Annotated in this window: 18 protein-coding genes and 2 pseudogenes; 16 read left to right on the top strand and 4 right to left on the bottom strand. The window is 54.1% G+C overall.

Features of this window, described 5'->3' with window-relative positions; genetic code table 11:
- Positions 1 to 150: 150 nt before the first annotated feature.
- On the bottom strand, positions 151 to 561 hold the full coding sequence (locus tag A4E19_00465; protein OQW36165.1) for a hypothetical protein: 411 nt from the start codon (positions 559 to 561) through the stop codon (positions 151 to 153).
- A 269-nt stretch (positions 562 to 830) separates the two neighbouring features.
- Between A4E19_00465 and A4E19_00460 the strand changes: the two genes are divergently transcribed.
- Together A4E19_00460 and A4E19_00455 are read left to right on the top strand one after the other, a co-directional pair.
- The gene (locus A4E19_00460) at positions 831 to 1370 is read left to right on the top strand and encodes a hypothetical protein (protein OQW36164.1); all 540 of its coding nucleotides are present in this window, start codon (positions 831 to 833) and stop codon (positions 1368 to 1370) included.
- A 325-nt stretch (positions 1371 to 1695) separates the two neighbouring features.
- Positions 1696 to 2195: pseudogene (locus tag A4E19_00455) on the top strand (hypothetical protein).
- Positions 2196 to 2467: 272 nt separating this feature from the next.
- Here the strand turns inward: A4E19_00455 and A4E19_00450 are convergent.
- Complete coding sequence (locus tag A4E19_00450; protein ID OQW36163.1) at positions 2468 to 2698, bottom strand: hypothetical protein; 231 nt, start codon at positions 2696 to 2698, stop codon at positions 2468 to 2470.
- Between the two features lie 253 nt (positions 2699 to 2951).
- Between A4E19_00450 and A4E19_00445 the strand changes: the two genes are divergently transcribed.
- The 11 genes and pseudogenes from A4E19_00445 to A4E19_00395 all read left to right on the top strand — a co-directional run bounded on the left by A4E19_00445 (position 2952) and on the right by A4E19_00395 (position 16099).
- Complete coding sequence (locus A4E19_00445; protein ID OQW36162.1) at positions 2952 to 3155, top strand: hypothetical protein; 204 nt, start codon at positions 2952 to 2954, stop codon at positions 3153 to 3155.
- A 329-nt stretch (positions 3156 to 3484) separates the two neighbouring features.
- A complete protein-coding gene (locus tag A4E19_00440) occupies positions 3485 to 4117 on the top strand; it encodes a hypothetical protein (GenBank protein ID OQW36161.1) in 633 nt (210 codons plus the stop codon).
- A 461-nt stretch (positions 4118 to 4578) separates the two neighbouring features.
- Positions 4579 to 5832: a hypothetical protein gene (locus A4E19_00435; GenBank protein ID OQW36160.1), complete on the top strand. Its 1254-nt coding sequence runs from the start codon at positions 4579 to 4581 to the stop codon at positions 5830 to 5832.
- A gap of 259 nt (positions 5833 to 6091) precedes the next feature.
- Positions 6092 to 6406 (top strand): hypothetical protein, encoded by a 315-nt coding sequence (locus A4E19_00430; GenBank protein ID OQW36159.1) that lies wholly within the window; start codon positions 6092 to 6094, stop codon positions 6404 to 6406.
- Between the two features lie 563 nt (positions 6407 to 6969).
- Positions 6970 to 8223, top strand: a complete 1254-nt coding sequence (locus A4E19_00425) for a hypothetical protein (GenBank protein OQW36158.1) — start codon at positions 6970 to 6972, stop codon at positions 8221 to 8223.
- Entirely contained in the window at positions 8220 to 9539 is a 1320-nt protein-coding gene (locus tag A4E19_00420; GenBank protein OQW36157.1) for a hypothetical protein, read from the top strand. Before A4E19_00425 ends, A4E19_00420 begins: the two co-directional genes overlap by 4 nt.
- Positions 9540 to 9568: 29 nt before the next feature.
- Positions 9569 to 12640 (top strand): annotated as a pseudogene (locus A4E19_00415) (cation transporter).
- Between the two features lie 198 nt (positions 12641 to 12838).
- On the top strand, positions 12839 to 13963 hold the full coding sequence (locus A4E19_00410; GenBank protein ID OQW36156.1) for a hypothetical protein: 1125 nt from the start codon (positions 12839 to 12841) through the stop codon (positions 13961 to 13963).
- Between the two features lie 198 nt (positions 13964 to 14161).
- Entirely contained in the window at positions 14162 to 14569 is a 408-nt protein-coding gene (locus A4E19_00405) for a hypothetical protein (GenBank protein OQW36155.1), read from the top strand.
- Positions 14570 to 14822: 253 nt separating this feature from the next.
- A complete protein-coding gene (locus A4E19_00400) occupies positions 14823 to 15743 on the top strand; it encodes a cation transporter (protein ID OQW36242.1) in 921 nt (306 codons plus the stop codon).
- A 122-nt stretch (positions 15744 to 15865) separates the two neighbouring features.
- Positions 15866 to 16099 carry a hypothetical protein gene (locus A4E19_00395; GenBank protein ID OQW36154.1) on the top strand — a complete coding sequence of 78 codons (234 nt, stop codon included), beginning with the start codon at positions 15866 to 15868 and terminating at the stop codon, positions 16097 to 16099.
- 546 nt (positions 16100 to 16645) lie between these two features.
- Here A4E19_00395 and A4E19_00390 read toward each other — a convergent pair.
- Positions 16646 to 17566 (bottom strand): hypothetical protein, encoded by a 921-nt coding sequence (locus A4E19_00390; protein OQW36153.1) that lies wholly within the window; start codon positions 17564 to 17566, stop codon positions 16646 to 16648.
- 1109 nt (positions 17567 to 18675) lie between these two features.
- On the opposite strand from A4E19_00390, the gene A4E19_00385 reads away from it, so the two are divergent.
- The 3 genes from A4E19_00385 (at position 18676) to A4E19_00375 (ending at position 21203) form a co-directional block, all read left to right on the top strand.
- Positions 18676 to 19074, top strand: coding sequence for a hypothetical protein (locus A4E19_00385; protein ID OQW36152.1), 399 nt, complete (start codon positions 18676 to 18678; stop codon positions 19072 to 19074).
- Between the two features lie 488 nt (positions 19075 to 19562).
- On the top strand, positions 19563 to 19991 hold the full coding sequence (locus A4E19_00380; protein ID OQW36151.1) for a hypothetical protein: 429 nt from the start codon (positions 19563 to 19565) through the stop codon (positions 19989 to 19991).
- Positions 19992 to 20390: 399 nt separating this feature from the next.
- Positions 20391 to 21203: a prolipoprotein diacylglyceryl transferase gene (locus A4E19_00375; protein ID OQW36241.1), complete on the top strand. Its 813-nt coding sequence runs from the start codon at positions 20391 to 20393 to the stop codon at positions 21201 to 21203.
- 329 nt (positions 21204 to 21532) lie between these two features.
- On the opposite strand, the gene A4E19_00370 is transcribed toward A4E19_00375, so the two are convergent.
- A complete protein-coding gene (locus A4E19_00370) occupies positions 21533 to 22153 on the bottom strand; it encodes a hypothetical protein (GenBank protein ID OQW36150.1) in 621 nt (206 codons plus the stop codon).
- Positions 22154 to 22505 lie beyond the last annotated feature (352 nt).

The raw sequence follows: 22505 nt of genomic DNA, 5'->3' as shown, positions 1-22505 counted from the left end.
CTGCCTCGAACTCAGGTGGAACTAATAACCAAGGGTGGAGTGGCGTCGGGCTGATTGCGTCATGACACCTTCAGATCAAGCCGAACGGATGAATCAATGCCCCCTCCGCACACAAAAACGGAGTAGCAGTGAATAAACCGGGGGTATGAATTAAATTCGAAGGACCGATGACGAGGCTATGGAGATGGGGACAATCTCCGAGGCAGAGCTCCAGGACAAGGATTCTAAGATTGGGGAAGCGGTGGACGCTGCGACAGGGCTAAGCAGTACCGGTGTGTGATTCAAGTCAATGGTTGCTGCATGCTTAAGTTGCCGTTCTGGTGATGATACGGCGGATGGCGAGCACATGATGGTCCCGTCCATTGGACAGGCCATATCGCTCATCTCTTCAGCCAGCCGGGCGGTATCGTCGGCCAACGATAGATCCGGCACCATACACATCGTCCCGACAATCTGACAGAGGGCGAAAAGCAAGACCAGACTGAAGAACCGCATCCTAACCTTGGCAAGTATCCATCCGCCGTTCATAGCGTGGTAGCTTGCCTCAATCCCACGAGACATGTCAAGCTCAAGACTATGTTATTCGCCTGTCGCGCCGTCCTCTCTGCGCAATACCCGTGAATCTCCACGAACATAGCTCTCACACAGAAAGACTGAATTCCCACCGGCCTGAGCGGAGGACTGCGGGTATAAGCGATGAAATCTTCGTTCGGTTAAGAAAAGGGGGCTTTCCATGACTATGCCAAGGAAGGAACAACCCGAACTTTTCTTCTAATGCTGACTCACTCATTCATCGACTCACCGAGAATCGATCCCTTTTCGAGGCATTCATGCGCCGTCGGGTGGAGGATGACTTCATCGTCCAGGACCTCCTCCAGCAGAGCTTGGTGAAAGCTATCCAGCAACAGCATTCGCTGAATAATGAAGCAAGCGTAGTCCCGTGGTTTTATCGCATACTTCGCAATACCGTGATCGATTACTATCGTTCAAAAGCGTCCGAGAAAGCCCGGCGAAGCGATTTTGTGGAACAAGCTAAGGTCTTAGGCGACGATCATGTACCGTCGTTGGATGAAGTCAGAGCGACGGTGTGCCGCTGTCTGGATGATGCCATATCGGTCCTTCGTCCAGCCAATTCTGACTTGATCCGGCGGATTGATTTGGCGGGAGAAACCGTCTCCGTCGTCGCGAAAGACTTGCAGATCACGCCCAATAATGCAACGGTTCGCCTTCGTCGCGCCAGACAGGCCTTTACGACAAAGCTTGGAGCAGTCATGCGGCGTGTGCAGCAAGCATGGTTGTCTGAACTGCACTTGCAACGAATCCTAAAAACCTCGCGGGATTTCATACATTTGCCAGTCCTTCCCGCTTGAACTGTAATATCCGGTCTCTCCTTCCGTCTGTAGAGATGTACGAGGCGAATGAATTGACTCATAACCCATAGACGATAAGGAGATAGTAATGCAGATATTGACAGTACAGATTGACGGCATGACGTGCGGGCATTGCGTCAAAGAAATTACCGAGAGTTTGAAGAGCTTAAAAAGTGCGCATGTGCACTCAGTGCAGGTCGGAAGCGCGACGGTCTCATTCGACTCCGATAAAATCTCGCGAGAAGCCATTGTCAAGTCCATAGAAGCGCTCGGGTATAAGACTCCCCACGAACCTTCACTGGAGTCTGAAACGAAGGAGGCGTCAATGATTCATGACCACACCACGCCGCATCACCATCCGGCTGGGCATCAGGCCGCCTCACTAACCTCTCTCGCTTTTTCTGCGACAGCCCATTGCCTGACCGGGTGCGCAATTGGAGAAGTTCTGGGCATGGTCGTCGGGACGTATCTTGGGCTGGCCAGTACAACCACGGTAGCCATGTCAGTGGCACTGGCATTCGTGTTTGGGACTTGTTGACCATCAAACCGCTGTTACAGAATGGAGTGGCGTTACGCCCGGCGCCTGCTCTTGCCTTCGCGTCCGACACGTTATCCATTGCGACCATGGAGGTCATCAATAACGGTGTGATGTTAATTATTCCAGGCGCCATGGACGCGAGCCTGGGGACGCTCCTCTTTTGGGGCAGCCTGGCTTTTTCCCTGGTGCTGGCATTTGTGGCAGCAGTGCCGGTGAATCGATGGTTACTGAGCAAAGGTCGCGGGGATGCCCTGGTTCATCAATATCATCATGCCCATTCGTGCTGAGAAGGACTAAGTATTGTGTGCCGCTTAACGCCTAGAGAGAAGCTCAGTGTCCGTGCTGAACACCAAAAACCTCAGGGACTTCGATTCATAGAGGCGGGGATTGCCCTTGAGCAGAATAGATGAAGCTAATAAACGTCTCACGTCCCCAACGTGGCGAGAGACTACGAACTTGATTAAAACTTAAGCAAAAGTAATCGGTATACAGGCGCAAAGTTACACGAAGAATATGCCGATTTTGAGTTAGCGACTATGTTATGCTAGCGAAACTCATGCTACAGTCCAGACACTCGAACCTGTTGCTCATTGGACTGGTTCTCCTGCTTGGAGTCCAACTTACTGGTCTCTCGTGTCTGGATGAGTGGCAAGATGCGATGCACGCAGCACAAGTTGAAATCAGGGACAGTTCTCCGTCTCCAGAGGGAAACGTGCTGGATCATGGGTGTCCCTGCCATTTTGTATTCCAGTCGGTCCACCTTGCCGTTCCTGAGATCCTGTCTCCTCACACAGATGATGTAAACTCAGCTCCCTCGTTATACGTACCGACCTTCGTCGTGTCCCATTTCCATCCTCCTCTCAGCATCTAACGCATCACAAGAGTCGTTGCACATAGTGCGATCGAGGCTAGCATTGTCTGCCATGCGGACAATGAAGTTTGCTGCACTATACGATCATGTACTTATCGGCAGCAGGCACGCTGCCGCGCATGAACGATGGCTCAATACAAGATCCAGAGTTGACGAAAGGAGCAATCTCATCATGATGGGCATGCGTTGGACCAATTGGGTGGGATTTGTGATGTTGGCGATCTTTATCCCTCTCGCTGAGCCGATATGGCTGTTCCTCGGGTTCGACACGGAATTTGATAGCACGAAGATCCTGTGGGCTATTCCGGTTGCAGCCTACGTCATTGTTGCGGCCGTATTGTTAATACGAGGAGGTCCAGACCGTGATCGATCCTGATTCCTGATTTTACGATGAGGCGAAGAGACGCTCTAAGAGCGTGAGGATGAAGGGAGTAACTTCATGATGGATATGCGCTGGTGGAATTGGGTGGGGGTTGCGATGTTGGTAATCCTCCTCGTTAGTTATGTGCCGATCTCGCAGTTTGTGTCGTCGGACACCGAGAACATCAAGTGGGTTGTGTCCTACATCATCGTTGCAGCCTTACTGTTAATAAAGGGAGAGACCAAATAGTGAGGAAGCTCCTTGCAATAAGCACGTATTCTGCTCATGGGTATCACATTAGGTTTCGGCAGTGCTCAGGAGCATAGAAGTAAGTTGGAGGAAGGATGGTTGATCACGAGTCGCAGTGTCACTCATGTGATGAGCAGGAAGAATTCGGTGAGCTGCTCCGGTATACCGGGGCAGGATTTGCCGGGGGACTCATGACCGGCGCAGTACTCGACCATTTTGGATTCCACCAAAGCGCACTCGGGCAATGGCTCGTACGCACGCTTTCCGGAGAAGGAGAAAGCCTGTTTGAAGGCCTCTATGCCATTCGGCAACGCATTCGAGGTTCAGCCGGGTCAATGGCCGAAGCGTACGGGTGGGGAAAGTTGTCTGGGATGGTATTCCCGTGGATCATTGATTGGGGAAGCCGAATGGTTGGAATTGATGTCTACGGCGTGGAAGGATTTTACATCCCGTTCTTTTACGCGTTGAGCGACCAATGTGGGGCGAATGTCGCCGGACTCATCTTCCTTCGTAAAAAAGCAGGGGCCTGGGGAAGAGCCCTGAGCGAATACATGAGACATCCCGTCATGCTGAGCAGTGCAGCCATTATTCTCGTGGTCCCTATTGGCCTGCTGATCGCACGGCTCTTAGGGTTCAGTCCCACCACACAGACCTTAACGGCCGTCGAGACGATTGTGGCGAATCTCTGTTGGATGCCGCCGCTTATCGGTTGGTTGATGCGTAAGTAAGATGGGTCGTGTGAACACAATAAGGACGAATAACATTAAAGGGCAATCAATGACCCGTCTCTTCCCGTCTAGCATTCCCTTAGAGCGTTTACTTGTAACAGGGCTAATTCTCCTTCTGGCAATTCAGCTCACGGGGCTACCTTGCATCAACGATCCCCAATCGCAGTCCTCTCCTCCTCTTGTAAATCATATCTCTTCTCAGGATCGGGCATTAGGAGGGACCAATGACATTCGAGATAAACACGCGGACGGATGTCCCTGTCATCTTGTGTTTCAGTCTTTCCTGTTTTCTACCTTGCAGCCGGTGTCTCTAGTAACAAGCAGGGAGACTCCAAATCATGCTATTTACACAGCCACATTTGTAGAGTCTCTTTTCCATCCTCCTATTCTTCAATAGACTCCTCATTTCGATCGGTAACGCTTAAATAATTTACTGGCCACACAGTTAAGGAGGAGTAGTCATGGCACACCTATCCCTTCGACCTTGGATTTTTACAGGAGCTCTCTTGCCGGTTCTCCTGACCTGCACAGTGGTCCTGGCGCAAGAACATCGTTCCTATCGATTGGACGAAATGACCGATATGGCGCTGAAACACAATCCAGCTTTGCAGGAAGCGGCCACTCTCATCGATCAAGGGAGAGGTGCTCAAGCGACTGCAGCGGCCTATCCCAATCCATCCATTACCGGAACATTGGGACCGGGCAGAACGCGAGAGGGTCTCCGCGATAGCAATTTTTTCGAGCGTGGAGTGGCAGTGAGCCAACCTGTGGAGTGGCCGGGCATGCGTCAAGCCCGTCAGCGGGCGGCAGAGGCCTCGCTCGCCGGATCCCAGGCGGCTCTCGATGCGACTCGTTTGAATCTGCTTGCTGAGGTCAAGATCGCCTTCTACCAACTCCTTCTCGCCCAGCGCAATGAAGAACTGATAATGGAAGCTCTCGCCATCGTGCAGGAGTTCCTGCGCGGCGTCAAAGCCAGGGTGGATGCTGGGCAGGCGAGGCCATTTGAAGCCCTGAAAGCAAACGTGGAAGTTCAAAAGGTAAGCAATGATCTGAATCATGCACGACACGCCCTGGTTGTCGGGCGCTCTCGACTGAATGCGGTGACCGGCGGCTTGCTCGGTAAGAATTTCGATGTTCAGGGCAACTTTGTATCACCTCCGCCAGAACTTAACCCTGATGGCCTGGTTGCAAGCGCTAGAACACAGCACCCGACTGTCCGTCGTGTCCGAAAAGAGATTGAACGAGCGGAGCACAGCGTGGTGCAGGAACGCCAATCGCTGATCCCCTTTGTCACAATCTCCGGCGTCTTTCAACAGGAAGCGGCCGAGACGGCCTACCTGGCTCGATTGAGTGTCCCCATCCCGCTGTGGTATCGGCGGCAGGGGGAAATCACAGGGGCTTTGTCGGCGAAGCAACGCGCTGAAGCAGAACATGTGAGGATACAAAACGAACTAGTGGCGGCGATTACCGAATCGGTGGAGCAAGCGCACGCCGCACGGGATCGGATCGAGGTGTTTGAGAAAGGGTTATTAAAACAGGCGGAAGAAACGTTGAGGATCGCAAGGATAAGTTTTCAGCAGGGTGCTGCGAGCCTTCTCGAATTCATTGATGCCCAACGAGTGCATCGACAAATGTTGCTAGAATATGCACAGGCACAGGCGAGTTTCTCCATCGAGATGGCGCGGTTGGAACGTTGGACAGGGGAACTTCGATGAGCTGGCGTACCTTCCTGTCACGAACGCGCATTGAAGCGATCTCCGCGCGAGGCAGCCGGCCGTGCACGTCGGGGAATTTCAAGAAGTCTCGTACGAGGTGGAATACGCATATTCTTCTTGGAAGCCTATTCGTTTTCTCTTGCCTGGGCTGTAATGACAGAGACGTGGAACAGCCAGCACATTGTGTTCTCAGCTCGTAAAATGCAGCCAACAAATTGTGTGGCTTTGGCTCAGCGCTATGGTATAGTCAGGAAAAGTGATGTTGGATACGAGACCCACACATGTTTTGCTCATCGGGCTGGTCTTCCTGCTTGGAATCCAACTCACCGGTCTCACATGTCTCGGTGAGTGGCCGCTCGGGCCCGCCACAGCTCAGGCCAAAATGACGGCCGATTCTCCGTTAACTCCTGAGAACCTGACCGCTGATGGGTGTCCCTGCCATGTTGTATTCCAGTCGGTCCTCCTTGCCGTTCCTGAGGTCCTGTCCCCGCGCACCGATGATGTAAACTCCACTCCCTCGTTATACGTGCCGACCTTCGTCGTGGTTCTGTTCCATCCTCCCCTCACCGTCTAACGCGTCACAAAGAGCCGTTTACACAACGCACCATAGGCGACCATTGTCCGCCATGCGGGCAATGAAGAAGCTTCATGCACGACGATACTGTGACTTATTGGCATTACGTTGCTCTTAGAAGCATCGGAGTTGCAGCAGTGTGTTGTCTATCAGGTCGAACAACCAACACTCCTCTCTGTATTGAGTGGATTGCTCTCAGGGTGCGGTACAGCGGCTTGGTCCTGCGGGGATGCAGACCCGCTCCGCGCATGGACGATGCCCCAATTACAAGATCGAGAAGGAATGAAGGGAGCTACTCTCATGATGGACATGCGTTGGACCAACTGGCTGGGCCTTGCAATTTTGGTGATCTTTCTCTTTATTCATGAGCCGATATGGCTGTTCCTGGGGTTTGGCACCAGGGGGGTCTGACAGCATGGGGTTTGACAACACGAAGATCCTGTGGGCTATTCCGGTCGTCGCTTACGTTATCGTTGCGGCTGTGTTGATAAATAATAGGGGGAGGTCGGGACCGCGATCAAGCCTGATCGTCTGTTAACTGGTTTTGCGATGAGGAGACTGTCATGCGCTACACAAAGATGTGGGTTATGGGCATTACCCTGCTCTTGGCAAGCATCACTTGCATGAAGTTCGCGGCCGCCGACGCTGAGACTCCGACCTTGAAACTCGAAGACGTGCTTGAGCTGGCATTGAAACGGAATCCAGCTATGAGCTCGGCGAAAGGCGGGGTCCGGCAGAGTCAAGGTGATCGGAAAGCCGCGAGTGCATTTCTGAATCCGTCGATCAACATGTCGGCTGGGCGAGGCTCGATCCACGAACCGAGCACAGGGGTCTCGATCGTCGAACGAACAGTAACCGTCGAACAACCAGTGGAATTCCCCAGCAAGCGAAAAGCACGCCGAGAGGCTGCCGAGGCAGGTCTTTCGGGAGCCTTGGCGGGTGTGGAAGAGGCGCGCTTGAATGTCCGTGCCGATGCAAAGGTCGCCTTTTACCGGCTGTTGCTGGCTCAACGGGACGTGGACCTGACCATGCAAAACCTTTCCACGGTTCAAGACATCTTTCAAACCATCAAGGCGCGTGTAGACGCCGGCCAAGCGCGCCCCTTCGAAGCCGTGAAGGCGAATGTGGAATTACAGAAGGCGACGAAAGATGTGAGCCGTGCCCAGAATGCCCTCGTCGCAGCTCGCGCCGGCCTCAATGCGGTGACGGCTGGAGCGCTCGGCAAAGACGTCTCCGTGCAAGGCGACTTTGCGCTGGTACGGCCGGACCTCAATCTGGACCAGCTGATCACCACTGCCCTGGAATCGCATCCGATCCTTCGCCGGACCGCCAAGCAGATCGAACGAGCGGAACATATCATCACACTGGAACGGGAGTCCCGCATTCCATATGTCTCCGTGACGGGAACATATCATCGGGAGGCAGGAGATGAGGCCTACATGGCGGGCTTACAAATGCCTCTGCCGCTCTGGTATCGGCGTCAAGGTGAAATCGAGGCATCCTTGGGCGCGAAAGATCGTGCGGAAGCAGAGCGCGTAGAGGCTCAGAATGAATTAATCAAAGCCGTGACCGAATTGGCCCAGGAAGTGCGCACGGATCGTGAACAGATCGAGGTATTTGAGAAGGGCCTGCTCAAAGAAGCCGAGGAGGCCTTGCGAATTGCTCGCATTAGTTTTCGTCAAGGCGCAGCGGGTCTCCTGGAATTGATCGATTCTCAGCGGGTGTATCGACAAATGCAGCTGGAATACGCCGAGGCGCGCGCGGCCCTCTCGATGGCGTTGGCTCGTCTTGAACGGTGGACGGGAGAACTCCCATGACCGGCGTGAATTCATATACTGCCGCCTCTGTCGTTCTGCGGGGCAGAACCGTCACTTGTGACCGGGCGGCGATGCTCCGCTGCAACTCCTGCACGGTCAATTGTGGATTGCTTCTGTTGCTGGTCGTAGTGGGACTTTTTGGCGTCGGCTGCCGGCAGAGCAACGTCGAAGAAAGCGGCCAACAGAGTTCGTCAGAGCGCCGTACGTCCACCGGAAAGGAGCCGGATCGAGAACAGGCTCCGTCAACGGTGCAACAAGAAGTCTCAGTCCCGGCCGAAGCGCTGTCTGGACAGGCGTTTCAGACAACCCGGGTTGAACGCCGCCCCTTTCGTGATGAAATCACGGCCACGGCCTCGATCAAGCCCAACGAATACCGCCTGGTGCATCTGAGCCCTCGCATCGAAGGCCGAGTCATCGAGGTCAAAGCGGAGCTGGGACAGCAGGTCAAGGCAGGACAAGTCCTGGCCCTCATGGATAGTATCGAATTGGGCCAAAAAAAATCCGACTTCCTTCAAGCGAAGACGAATCACGATGTCGATAAGCGGAACTATGTTCGCGAAGAGGGACTGTACAAAGAACAGATTACCTCGGAAAAGGAATTCTTGGATGCCAAGGGACGCTATGAAAAGAGCCTGGCTGCCTACCGCGCCGCGCATGAAGCATTACGCCTCATCGGCCTTTCTGATGAGGACATCAGACACATCGACTGGAATACCAAGGGTCAACCCCTCTCGTATTTCCCTTTGGTCGCTTCCTTGAACGGGACCGTCATCGAGCGGACAATAACCTTGGGAGAATTGATCAGTCCCAAGGATAAGGCCTTTACGATCGCCGACCTGGCTACGGTGTGGATCATCCTTGATGTCTACGAGGAGAATCTCGCGGTCGTGCGGAAGGGAGCCGATGTGGAGATTACGGTGGACGCCTTTCCCGGCGAAACCTTCAAGGGAACCATCGTCTATCTCAGTGATGTCCTGAATTCCGCGACCCGCACAATCGATGCGCGGGTCGAAATTCAGAACTCACAGCGTCGTCTCCGGCCCGGCATGTTTGCCAGAGCCGCGGTCATCTTGCCGGGGGGCGGTTCTGCTGTGCTGGTCGCGCCGTTGGACGCTCTTCAGCAGGTGGACGACAAGACCGTGGCATTTGTGGAAAAAAAACCAGGCACGTATGAGGTCAGGCAGGTGACCATGGGACGGCGATCACCACCGTACGCCGAGATCCAGTCGAGCTTGCGTGAGGGTGAGACGATTGTGACGACCGGGTCTTTCTATCTCAAGTCAATTTTACTGAAAGAACAGATCGGTGGAGGCTAGCGACTGATGCTCCTCGGAGGTCACCGACCATGCTGAATCGAGTCCTCGAATTTTCGCTCGCCAACCGGTTTCTGATCCTGGTGTTTGCCGGTCTTATCGTCGTCAGCGGCGTCTATGCCATGCGGCAGCTACCCATCGATGCCGTCCCGGACGTGACACCGAACCAAGTGCAGATCCTCACGAATGCGCCGGGCCTCTCTCCGGTGGAGGTTGAACAATTCATCACCTTCCCGGTCGAGACGGCGATGTCCGGCTTGCCGGGTATCACACTGATTCGCTCGGTCTCCCGGTTCGGCCTCTCGGCGGTGACCATCTATTTTGACGAGGGCATGGACATTTACTTCTGCCGACGTCTGGTGATGGAACGCCTGCCACGGGCCCGCGAAGCGATCGGGCCTCGTTTCGGCAATCCCGAAATGGGGCCGATTTCCACGGGACTGGGGGAGATTTACCAATTTGAGGTCAAAGGGAACGGCTACTCCCTCATGGACCTACGGACGATTTTGGAGTGGGATATTGCGTTCAAGCTCCGCTCCGTTCCCGGGGTGGTGGAAATCAACACCTACGGCGGAGAGCTGAAGACGTATGAAGTGCAACTCGATGCCGCCAAACTGGTCTCCTATAAGATTCCAATCGCACAAGTCTTCGGGACGCTCGAACAGAACAATGCCAACTCAGGCGGAGGCTATATCGAACATGCCCAAGAACAGTATTTGATCCGGGGCGAAGGCCTGGTGCAAACACTGGAGGACATCGACAATATCATTGTCGCGACAGGGCACGACGGGACGCCTATCTATATTCGCAATTTGGGCAAGGCACGCTTCGCTCCGATGGTCCGGCAAGGCGCGGTCACCCGCGACGGCCGCGGCGAGGCCGTCACGGGCATCGTCATGATGCTGATCGGAGAAAATGGACGCGTCGTGGTGGATCGGGTGAAAACCAAGCTTCAGCAGATCGAAAAGACCTTGCCGCCCGGCGTGACCATCGAGCCCTATTACGATCGGACGGACCTGGTCAGAAAAACGATCAAGACCGTCGCCACGAATTTGACGGAAGGTGCGCTGCTCGTAGTCGCCGTGTTGTTTCTCATTCTAGGAAATCTCCGTGCCGGTCTGATCGTCGCCGCGGCCATCCCGCTCTCCATGCTGGTGGCGTTCACCGGGATGTTGACCGCCAACATTTCGGGTAACCTCATGAGTCTCGGTGCGATTGACTTCGGTCTTATTGTGGATGCGTCCGTCGTCATGATTGAGAACACCATTCGGCATCTCGCCGAACGACGGCGAGTCGCTCAGGATAGCCAGCGTCTGTCGGAGGCAGACATTCGGAGGGTCGTCACCGAAGCGGGCCGAGAAGTGCTCCGTCCGATCGTGTTTGCAGTCGGCATCATTATCATCGTCTACTTGCCGATTCTGACTCTGCAAGGCATTGAAGGAAAGATGTTTCGTCCGATGGCCGTGACCGTCATCTTTGCGCTCGTCGGGTCGCTCGTGCTGACCCTGACCTTGACGCCGGTACTGGCGAGCCTGTTCCTTCGCCGCGGTGTGAAGGAAGAGGAGACTTGGATCATTCGGCAAGCCAAACGAGGGTATCGCCCGCTCCTCTCAAAGACGATGCAGCACCCGGCCATTGCGGGGAGCGTCGCCGCTGCGCTGTTTGCAACCAGCCTCGGTGTGGCGGCATTCCTTGGCGCGGAGTTCATTCCGACGCTTGATGAAGGCACCATCGCCCTGCAAGCCTGGCGGTTGCCGAGCGTCTCGCTGGAGGAGTCGGTTCGGACCACCACCCGCATCGAGCAGGTCCTCAAGGAGTTTCCTGAAGTGGTCACGAGCGTATCGAGAACCGGACGAGCAGAAATCGCGACCGATCCGATGGGTGTCGAGGTCAGCGACATTTATCTCATTTTGAAGCCTGATTCGGAGTGGACGACCGCCAGGACGAAGGACGATTTGATTGATGCGATCAACCAGGCATTGACCAAGGCCGTTCCTGGCAACACATTCAGCTATTCCCAGCCGATTGAACTCCGCGTCCAGGAATTGATCGCGGGAGTGCGATCCGACATCGCCATTACCATTTTCGGTGAAAATATGGAGACACTCCGCCGCCTCGGCGACCAGGTCGTCCGGGCGGTCTCACAAGTTCCCGGGGCGGCAGACACCAAGGCTGAGCAGGTGGCCGGTATGCCGTACCAGGTGGTGGCCATCGACCGGGAGAAGATCGCTCGCTATGGCATCAATGCCGGGCAGATTTTGGATACTGTCACCGCGTTGGGGGGCCGAATTGTCGGTCAAGTCGTGCAAGGCAACCGCCGGTTCTTCATGCAAGTGCGGTTCAGTCCTGAAGACCGCAAGAATTTCGAGCGCATTTTGGATATTCGCATCGCCGATTCACAAGGCCGCCTCATTCCCCTCAGGCAATTGGCGGATATTCGTACCGAAACCGGCCTGGCGCAGATCAGCCGGGAAAACATCCAACGGAGGCTGGCGGTCGAAACCAATGTGCGCGGTCGAGACCTCGCCGGATTTGTTGGCGCAGCGCAGAAGGCGGTGGAAAGCCAAGTGACCCTGCCGCCTGGGTACTGGATTGAATGGGGGGGTGAGTTTGAAAATCTGCAGCGGGCGTCTGCTCGGCTCGCCATTGTTGTCCCGATTGCGCTGTTTCTGATCTTTGTCCTCTTGTACACGACGTTCAATAGCCTCAGGCCGGCGCTGCTTATTTACCTCAACGTGCCGCTGGCAGCGACCGGGGGTATTTTTGCCTTGGCGCTTCGCGGGATGCCCTTCTCGATCTCCGCCGGAGTGGGGTTCATCGCCCTCTTCGGCGTGGCGGTTCTCAACGGTGTTGTACTCATGTCCTACATTCTCGACCTCCGCAAGCAAGGTCGTTCCGCCAAAGACGCAGCCAACGAAGGCGCGTTGATTCGCATGCGCCCAGTCCTAATGACCGCGCTAGTGGCCAGCTTGGGATTCGTGCCTATGGCACTTTCGACCTCCGCCGGTGCGGAAGTGCAACGCCCGCTCGCGACCGTGGTGATCGGCGGACTTGTGACATCGACGGCACTCACGCTCCTCGTCCTTCCCACGCTCTATGTTTGGGAAGAGCGCCTGCGGGAAGTCTGGACACGTCGTTTTCGGGGAGTGCCGATAGACTCTTCAGAGATGGAGAAGGTGTCTGCCAGAGCACGTTCCCAGGAAGCCTGAGTGGAGCCAGCAACGAACGCGTAGCAGGCAGAGACGGCAAAAAAGACTTGCTACGGTCAATTACTGAACAAGGATAATGCCCAAGAACCAACGATTCTTCCAGACGATGGTCCTGCAAGGGGCTGCTGCGGGCTCGCAGCGGCGATCCTATTTGGTCTCAGCAGCCCTCTCGCGAAACTGCTTCTCCTGGAAAGCGATCCGGTCCCTCTTGCCGCTCTGCTCTATCTGGGAGCAGGAATCGGTCTGCTGCTCTTCGAACGACTGGTGCCGGGTTCTAGGACCGCAAGTCGATTCAGACACGAGACACCGGTGAAACGCGAAGACGCCGGTCTCCTGCTCGGAATTCTGATGACCGGCGGCGTCCTCGGTCCAATTCTCCTCCTCATCGGACTTCAGCGGGTTTCGGCAGTCGTGGGGTCGCTTTTGCTGAACCTGGAGGCACTGTTCACGATCCTGCTTGCCGTCAGCTTGTTCCAGGAGTATCTCGGCCGACGCGAGGTGGGAGCAGTTTTTCTGATTGTGATCGGTGCTGGTGTGCTGAGTTATCAGCCGGATAAGTTTTGGACGGAGTCGCTCGGCGCCTACGCCATTGCCGCCGCCTGTCTGTGTTGGGCCATCGATAACAACCTGACCCAACGCTTGTCGCTTCACGACCCAATCGCAATCGTGCGCGTGAAAGCGCTTGGCGCAGGTGCCTGCAGTCTCATCATCGCGTTCCTTCTTGGGCAGACAATACCGTTCCCGCCGATCCTGATCACAGCGCTGGCGATTGGGTTCCTGAGCCATGGCATCAGCCTCGTCCTGGATGTGCATGCTCTTCGGCTCCTGGGGGCAGCGCGCGAAGCCGGGGTTTTTGCCGTCGCTCCATTCGTGGGCGCGGTGGCCGCGGTTCCCATTCTCGGCGAGCACTGGACAATGAAGACCACGCTGGCCGGGTTGCTCATGGGCTTCGGCGTCGTCCTGCTGCTCTCTGAACGCCATGCTCATCATCATGTTCATGATGAGATGGAACAGGATCACCACCATGCGCATACAGATCATCACCAGCATGAAGAAATTGAAGAGGTGGGACCCCAGAGACCCCATGCTCATCGCCATCGGCACTACTCGTTTGCTCATGATCATCTGCATGTCCCGGAAATACATCATCGTCATGAGCATCAAAAGGTACAGAGGAAGAGCCGGAACGAGCGTGAAAAGTATTCTCGTGGTCGATGATGATCCGGATATCCGACTCGTCTGTCGAGATCGACTTGAGCATTCGGGCTACGTCGTGAACTGTGCGGCCAGTAGAAAGCACGCCATTGCCGTCCTCTCGACATATGATATTGATACCATGGTTCTAAGCCCTTCGAGAATGTCGCGCTCGAGCATGGGGTCAGGCAGTCGACGCTACCTAGGTAGGATTCATCAGGCATGGACGGCACGATAAAGTCACGCGGCGCAATGACGCTTTTGGAAATGGTCATTGGATTCGCGGTTGTAGTATTCCTCGGCTGCACAACCATCCATCAAGCGCCTCACGTCTCTCTTCCCGAAACACTGATTGGGAAATCGAGACAGGACCTCCTTGCCTGTGCCGGGAGTCCCCTTCGAGAAATCCCAGTGGCCGGGGGAATCATACTGAACTACTATAAAGAGGCGTCGATGTTTGAAAAGTCGTTCCCAGGCTCTAAATCGAGCAGATCAGGGGCTCATCATGGGTGCTGGGCGAGGGTCAGCATCAGTGAGGATCGGGTCATAGGGATCGAATACAGGTCCGTCCCGACTGCTGGTATCGCCGACGACCATTGCGACGAGATCTTCCAAAATTGCGCACAATAGTTTTTCAAGGCAGCTTGAATGCGCCTTGAGGCGCGTAGAGCAGAACGCACTCGTGAATGATCTTCAGGTAATGGAGACCCGATCCGGCGCCGCTCTTGTGATCGGCCGTCAATGCGAAAGAAGGAGTCGAAGCGTACCAGCGAAACGTGTCGTGACTGGTTACCATGGGGTGCCTGCGCACTGTCCATTCATGAGCACAGTAAGCAGACTTAGCGGGCAAACCTAAAGGGAAGGAAATGCGTGAATGAGAGAGATGGAGTTATCCGCTGATCAGCCGGAACCTCCCGGGACAACATCAGGAAAGCGTCACCGCGTTAGGCTGGGCTGGGCGCTTGGACTGACCGTCGCCTTTCTGATCCTGGAAGTGGTCGGAGCGATCTGGACGGGAAGTTTGGCGTTGTTAGCGGACGCCGGCCATATGCTAACGGATGTGGCCGGCATCTGTCTGAGTCTCTTTGCCATCTGGTTTGCTTCCAAGCCGCCCACGGCGACTAATACCTATGGATACGTGCGCATGGAAATTCTGGCCGCGCTCGCAAACGGCGTGTTGTTGCTCAGTATGGCGACTTTCATTCTTTACGAAGCCTATCAACGCCTCTGGTCGCCCCCGGAAGTCTTAGCTGGCCCCATGTTGACGATCGCAGTCGTCGGGTTAAGCGTGAACCTCACCAGCATGTGGCTACTTCATCGGGGAGCCGATGAAAGTTTGAATCTTCGTGGCGCTTATTTCGAGGTGCTTGGTGACGCCATGGCCTCGCTCGGCGTCATCGCGGCTGCGCTCATCATTCACTTCACAGGATGGACACTTGCCGATCCGTTGATCAGTGGAGCGATCGGCCTATTCATCCTGCCTCGAACCTGGAATCTGATCAAGCAGGCAGTACAGATTTTAATGGAAGGCGTTCCACCGCACCTGGATGTCCGAGACATCGAAGCCGCCATGCGTGTGTCCCATGGTGTCCGCGATGTCCACGATCTTCATGTCTGGACGCTCACGTCAGGCAAGGAGGCCATGAGCGCTCATGTTTTGGTGGATGATTTGTCTGATGGCCAGCATATCTTGAAAGACCTGCAAGCGCTTCTCCTGGAACGATTCGGCATTGAACACACAACAGTGCAGGTGGAAAGCGACCGCTCGCCGCTCATACGAATCAGCCCTGGGACCAAACCATAACAAGTCAATCTTAAGATGATGTGCTCCCAGGGAGGAAGCCAATCGCGCGGTCGAACAGAACCTGAGAGACTGACCGTAATAGGCCCCAAATGAGCAGTTGATGAACGCTACAGGCGACCGGCATGCATGAACCCATGATGGGAATGTGGGGATGGTTCGGTTATGTGCTCATGGTAGCATTTTGGACAGTCGCGCTCGTGGCAATCGTTCTATGGGTCAAGTCATGGTTGGAACGAGGACGGCCTGGGTCAGCGTCACGGGAAGCAGAATCAGCCTTGGAGATTCTGAAAAAGCGCTACGCCAGAGGGGAGATCAGCAAAGAGGAATTTGACGAGAAGCGCAAAACTCTCCTGTAAGAATCCAAAAGGGACAGTCGAAGCTCGAATTTAGGAATGGGATGCGGGTTCGATAGGCAACAGCAATGGAGGCCTGAAAAGGCGATTGATAAACTCACAAGAGTTTGGACCTTGTACAACCGCGCTGGTCCCTTCTATAGAGTGTCAGTCTTCAAGCTGTTTAATAGCGCAGCTAAAGAGCCACTGTGGCGCTGACAGTCAGTTTGGCTTCTCGTCGGATACTGCGGTAGCTTTGGTGCCGTAAGGTTTGTCTTATCCGCTCAATGAGCTCCCCACTATACAAAGGAATTGCTGTCGCACTGCTGGTGGTTAATTTTATTGTGGTCGGTGTGTATGCATCAGCTCCCTCGTTTATGCCACGAGTCGCAACATGTGCATCATTACCAAGCAGTCCGCCTCCCGTTTGGCCAGCGAACCTGTCGTTCATGGCCGGCTATGTCGGCACGTCAAGACTGACTCGGGAATCTCTTACAAACGGCGCCACTGAGGAAATCGATTTTGTGGAGGGCATAGTCTTCAACGATACCACCGCCGAGGCCTACGTCTCTAGAACATAAAATATGCGCCGACACCAAATGAGTCGGTCTTCTGCGAATAGAAGAATTGCCCATACGGATTATATCCGTGATAGTAGTTGATGAGAATCCGAAGACGCTTCAGGAAACCGGCCCGAGACATCTCGAAGCCCATCAAGAGGTTCGTATTGATATGCCAGTTTTGCGTCTCGACCGACTTAAAGTCCGCCGTCAGGAGGGGCGAAAAGAGGATCGGATTCGAGAGCAGACCCAACACATATGATCGCCCCAACGGCGTCGGCGTCCGCGCTTCGAATCCCCATTGTCCTGTAAAGCGGTCGATCGTGGACGGTTGCCGGTTAACCAGCACCGCTCCTCCCCCATACAGGCGCAACCATGTCTGGAAATCATACGACACGATCATGTCCACTTCCTCATACTGGAGGCCGATCGATTGGAATCCAGGGTGCGCCCCCAGGAACTCATCCCCGATATGACTGCTCTGCTGATAAAAGCGCAGACGCGCCGACCAGTTTCCGTGACGCCAGGTCAGCGGGATGCCGACGTTGAAGTCGACATTGATAAGTTCCGCATTCGACGTATCCAAGTCAAATTGCGCAAAAATGCCCGTCAGCAGGCTGATCTGCCAGCCGTTACATCCCTTGCGCCTGGTATAAAAGCCGACATTCTCACCAATACCTATCGATCCGATATTCGCATTGGTCCGTTCAAGGCGTGATTGGGTGGTTTGCCAGAGAGCGAAGAACTGCGGCTGTTTCGGATCGGCTAAGAGGGGGCGAAAGAGATCGTCAGTCGGAAATGTATCACTGATCGTTTCACTATCCGAGAATTTGGAAACCTGCTGGTAGCGACAATCTAATACCTTGTTTGGCGGCGCATCATCCGGCTTCTTGTCATCACCTGCATAGGCCTTTCCTGCCAGCAGATACATGATTATTATGATCGCGACAACGCCACGGTTATACAGAACTCTTCGACCCACACCATTCCCCCCGCCAACGTTTTGTGTGAAGCAAGACGAGCACGTTTCTAACAGCATATTTCGCATAGGCATGCAAAGAACGATAATCAGCAGTCACTCCGTCCGTGGATAATCCTTTTCATGTAAAGGGAGGGTCGAATGTCTGCTCTGCGATACATCAAGAACAAATGAGCCATAACTGTGTGCGAACACTGGACGCGAAACTAGCCTAGCCGGTGCAGGCCATCGCGGAAAGACAGATGCAAACGGTTTTCGTGCCAATACTTACCACATGGAAAACTGATCTAAGACTTTGGCAAACTTACCAGCCTTGATGGCAGTATTGGTCTTAAAATTCGACTAATGACCAATTGGTTAGATGCACCGAGAAGTTGGGTGAAGATCTGCCATTGATTACCACAAAAAAGTAATGCACTATCGATCAAACAGCAACACAAGCAGCCTAAGCAGGCTATGCGTTTTTCAGCCTCTGCGCAACTTCGTGTCGAAGAATACGGAAAGGCTAAGCGAAAGAGCAAAGAAGCAGAACCCGCAGCGCCTATTGTCCAGAATATTTACAACACTTACTGCAACGTGCTAAGGACCATCTGGCTAGTTAGTTTCTCCTTGTGGCGCTGCACTCTTCAGCAATTTGGTGCTCGACAAACATCAATATAGTGAGGCGCTTAGCGGCCGCTTCTAATCAATGAAGCTCCGTCATCGATTCGGACACTTTTTCAGTCGCAATTCTTCCCCTTCCTTCGATCACTGTCCCCATTTTCTGTCAAAGAAATGACGTGTGGTACCGTTGTGTGGCAGGTTAATTGACGCCCGTCCTTGTTGCAATCGTGTACTATGTTCTGATTATTCCTTGGAATTCATTGAATTAACAAATTATCGTGACTAATTGGTATTTATTTTGCTTATACGGGATTACTATGTCACGAATCAAGTCCGAGAGAATGCTGAAAGGGATAAGCTGAGCGAATGTTAAAAAGTGGAAGAATCCGAGGAAATACGATCGACTTAAGGTTAATATCTGATTCGACTGCCACTTGCTGGCAGACGGAGGGTGGGCCATGAAAATTTTTGACGAATCGTTTGAATTGGCGCGGGTTTTGGATTTACGAGCGGTCCAGCACCGTGTGAGTATAGCCAATATCGCTAATGAAGAAACACCAGGGTATCGTGCCAAAGAGCTCCACTTTAAAGATGCATTAGCTGCTGCGCGTCAGGATGCAAAGGGCGTGATCATGCATATAACGAATGCTCGACATCTGATGCTACCAATCGTGACCACCGAGGAACGGATTGCGGAGGTTCCCGCCGCCGACCTTCCGTTAGATGCAAATTCGGTCAATCTGGAATTAGAAATGGCGAAGCTTTCTGACAACGCTATGCAGTACAGAGCGATTGCAGAGGTACTCAGGAAGGAATTGGCACACATACTCTCTGCTATCAACGGCCGCGACCAATGACTTATCAGATTATTATATGGGTCGAGATAGAGGTCCTATAAACTCAGCAGTCCATAGGGCAGGAGGGACTCAGCCACGCCAATGTTCGTGGATTCGCATAGAAGCCAGGCGCGGCGAAGCTTCATCCAATCAGGTGATAAGTTTCTGGCTAAAACATGAGAGTTTAAAATGTTGCATATGCCGTTAGCCATCACTATATAGGTATATGCACGATGCCGTCGAAAGGGTAACGGTTTAGCAGGTCGAAAAAATTTAATGTAGTGTGATGCCTGATCGCAGCTTTTTCCAGAGTACACATTCTTTCGCAATAGCTGTTTTGTGCGACATGGCTATGGTCTCCCCAAGCTCGTTGAGTTTCTTCTCCAGAAGTATTGTTAATACAAACGAAAACCGTCGATCGCACAGTAGACAACGGAAAGCCTGATGTTGTGTGACCTTCCTCCCTTCATACTTCATATATGTGTTCAAAGCGATCAAAGATGGTCATTATGCCAACGTACGTAGGCCTCAGCTCTATTCTATTGCTCTTGGTCGTCTTCGTCGGCTGTACCGTATTCTCAAAGGCGGCCAGGCCGCTTCGCGTCCATGACATCCATATCACCGGCCAGGCCTCCATTGATCCCGCTGAATTGTATGCGGTTGTAGGTGAGGAAATCCGGTGGCACAATGACCTCTCGGCCCCGATCTATCTCGGATTTCTTGGGGTTCAGCCGACGCCACAGGCAGGTTGTGAAAGGGGGTTTAAGACATGGTATGGAGTGATAAAGGATATCATCAGAATTCCAGCGGGTGAGTATGCCAGCTTGTGTTTTCTCCGGTCTCGAATGGTTATTAAATACAATATCTGGACGGATATGGCAGACCCCTTCCATTCGATGAGTCCAACGGCAGTTATTCATCTCGACGAAGCGACATGACCGCGTGTGGCTATTGACAACCTTGTGTAAGGAAGAGACCCAAAATCTCGAAACGTAGGTAGCGCTAGTGGAAGAAATGAACTGCCGCTAAGCTTTCCACTATGTTTTTAAGTTGACTTAGTTCGTCACTTTCATTTTGGCTTGCCGCTGATTGCTGATGGCATAGAGGTAGATCGCTAAACGGAATTTCATTGAATCCACCACTCCGTTCCATTTTTTGAGATCATCATTGGACTGATTGCGTTTGTATTGACAGATGAGCCCCGTATGATCCCGCGGCAAGTTTTGCCGTAGGATGCAAAGGATACTGCGTGTGCTAGATTCGTGTTCCTTTCAAGCTATGAGCACCGTCACACGAAGGCCGATTCTGAAAGCACTGTAATGGGTCCCCCAGCCGCCATCCCCTACCCAAACATCGACCCGGTTCTTGTGGCTCTGGGACCCATTCAGCTCCGCTGGTACGGGCTGATGTACCTGATCGGCCTAACCGCGGCGTACTTCTTTATTCAACACAACGTTGCGCGTAAAGGGTTAGCGATCAGGAAAGACCAGATTTATGACATGGTCGTGTATGCCGCCTTCGGCGTGTTTCTCGGCGGGCGGATCGGCTACACGCTCTTTTATAACTTTTCAGACTATATCCAAAACCCTCTGAAACTCCTGGCGGTCTGGGAAGGAGGCATGTCCTTTCACGGGGGGCTCCTCGGAACCATCATCGCGCTGATCTGGTTCAGCCGAAGGCAAGGGATCCCTGCCTATACCATCGCAGACTTGGCTGCCTGCGTGACACCGATCGGCTTAGGGTTCGGTCGGATCGGGAATTTTATCAATGGCGAGCTCTTCGGTCGATCAACCGATGTAGATTGGTGCATGGTCTTTCCGGCAGGAGGACCCATCTGCCGCCACCCGTCGCAATTGTATGAGGCCACGCTGGAAGGCCTTGTTTTGTTCACTGCATTATGGTGGATTGACCGACGTCCGACCCCGCCCGGCACACTCTTTTGGAGTTTCATCACCGGATACGGCATCAGCCGACTGATCGGTGAATTCTTCCGTGACCCGGATCAGCACTTGGGATTTATTTTCGGACCGATCACCATGGGCCAAATTCTCTCCTTGCCCATGGTGCTCGTGGGAATCGTCATGCTGACCTTAGGCTATCAACAAGCCGAAGATGACGGTGTTCCGCCTATGTCGATAAAACTCCAATGACCGGAACCACAGTGCGCGACGTGCAGATTAGTTCTACTCCAGCCGCTCGGTACTGAGAGACATCTTGCCGTACAAGTGTGCTTATTTTGCTCTAGGCGGTTGTATATAAAACGGTAGACTATTTTCATTACAACGAAATTAGCCTTTAGGTATTCACTCAAACGTTTAACACCTGTAGCAGCCATTCCCATGCGAGGGGGATTTTCTTATCGCTGCACAGAGAGGGCTCCGGAAATGCGGACAGTGTGATAAATGGTAGCCTGGCTTCACCCACGCCACCGGGAGGTGGCCGACGAGAGGAGCGAGGCAATGAAGAGACCGAGACGGAATCACGGAGCGACGTTCAAGGCCCAGGTGGCCTGCCCCGACTCATCGGCGGACGCTCTCCCCTTCCCATGCGCCCACAGCCGCCACTTCTCCCCAGGCACGAGCTCCTGCAGATGTTCGATCCGCGCCCGGCTCACCTCACCCGTCCGCAGCCCGGTCTTGAGCATCAGATAGGCCATCGCGACATTGCGGGCACGCTGCACCTCTGTCTTCCGCGGATCTGTTTCAAGTGACGTCAGTAACGCTTTGGCATCCTCCACGGGCAGATGCCGCCGGGTGTGCTGCCGACTGCAGCGCCAGCCTTGTACGAGATCGGTCGAATTGACCAATCCGGGATGCAACGGCACGAGCCAGTTCAGAAATTGGCGGACGGCCGTCAGGTAGCCATTTTTCGTCCGGATATTCGAAAACCGCCGATCGATCCAATCGCGAGAGGTCTCAAGACAAAGACGATCGAGGCGACGTAGATGTGGGTCTCTTCCCTGCTTAAGCCATGTGATGAAGAAGCGTCTCCGCTTCAAATAGGTCCGGGCTGTGGTAGAGGTCGGCTTCTGTTGCACGAGCTGCCCTGCCAATTCATCCAGATAGATGCGCAGGCCGACGAGCGTGGAGTGCGAGAGCATCTAACAGACTGGCGGGAGTTCTCCACCCGCCCGGCGCAGCACCGTTGTGGGTAACGGTACGAGGCCCCCTCGACGCACCTCGATCCGGAGGCGCTTGCTCCGAAGTCAGTGGCGCCTCCATGCTTCCCTCCATTCCTTCTCCCTTCGCCCCCCTCCCTCTTTGGAAAGACTGATTTCAGAGCAGCGACGGAGGCCTCAATCCGCGTCCAGCGAGGCACTCTTCCCTATATTTATGGATAGAGGTGGACCGTCCACAGCGAGGTGACGCTCCGACCTAGCCGGCCCGAGACACCATGCGAGAGTTCTGCGGGGACTCATTTTTGATGATCTGGTCCGGCCCGCCGCCACCCTA

Origin of the sequence: Nitrospira sp. SG-bin1, from assembly GCA_002083365.1 — a bacterium.
Taxonomy (GTDB): Bacteria; Nitrospirota; Nitrospiria; order Nitrospirales; family Nitrospiraceae; genus Nitrospira_D.
The sequence above is the reverse complement of the archived record's forward strand: the minus strand, read 5'-3'. Positions and strand labels throughout refer to the sequence as shown.

Excerpts from the sequence above, each read along its gene's own strand:
- A4E19_00395 (OQW36154.1), top strand. The coding sequence starts at position 15,866 with ATGCATGAACCCATGATGGGAATGTGGGGATGGTTCGGTTATGTGCTC.
- A4E19_00370 (OQW36150.1), bottom strand. The coding sequence starts at position 22,153 with ATGCTCTCGCACTCCACGCTCGTCGGCCTGCGCATCTATCTGGATGAA.
- A4E19_00460 (OQW36164.1), top strand. The coding sequence starts at position 831 with ATGCGCCGTCGGGTGGAGGATGACTTCATCGTCCAGGACCTCCTCCAG.
- A4E19_00400 (OQW36242.1), top strand. The coding sequence starts at position 14,823 with ATGGAGTTATCCGCTGATCAGCCGGAACCTCCCGGGACAACATCAGGA.
- A4E19_00420 (OQW36157.1), top strand. The coding sequence starts at position 8,220 with ATGACCGGCGTGAATTCATATACTGCCGCCTCTGTCGTTCTGCGGGGC.
- A4E19_00425 (OQW36158.1), top strand. The coding sequence starts at position 6,970 with ATGCGCTACACAAAGATGTGGGTTATGGGCATTACCCTGCTCTTGGCA.
- A4E19_00430 (OQW36159.1), top strand. The coding sequence starts at position 6,092 with ATGTTGGATACGAGACCCACACATGTTTTGCTCATCGGGCTGGTCTTC.
- A4E19_00385 (OQW36152.1), top strand. The coding sequence starts at position 18,676 with ATGAAAATTTTTGACGAATCGTTTGAATTGGCGCGGGTTTTGGATTTA.
- A4E19_00405 (OQW36155.1), top strand. The coding sequence starts at position 14,162 with ATGGACGGCACGATAAAGTCACGCGGCGCAATGACGCTTTTGGAAATG.
- A4E19_00445 (OQW36162.1), top strand. The coding sequence starts at position 2,952 with ATGATGGGCATGCGTTGGACCAATTGGGTGGGATTTGTGATGTTGGCG.
- A4E19_00380 (OQW36151.1), top strand. The coding sequence starts at position 19,563 with ATGCCAACGTACGTAGGCCTCAGCTCTATTCTATTGCTCTTGGTCGTC.
- A4E19_00440 (OQW36161.1), top strand. The coding sequence starts at position 3,485 with ATGGTTGATCACGAGTCGCAGTGTCACTCATGTGATGAGCAGGAAGAA.
- A4E19_00435 (OQW36160.1), top strand. The coding sequence starts at position 4,579 with ATGGCACACCTATCCCTTCGACCTTGGATTTTTACAGGAGCTCTCTTG.
- A4E19_00465 (OQW36165.1), bottom strand. The coding sequence starts at position 561 with ATGTCTCGTGGGATTGAGGCAAGCTACCACGCTATGAACGGCGGATGG.
- A4E19_00390 (OQW36153.1), bottom strand. The coding sequence starts at position 17,566 with ATGTATCTGCTGGCAGGAAAGGCCTATGCAGGTGATGACAAGAAGCCG.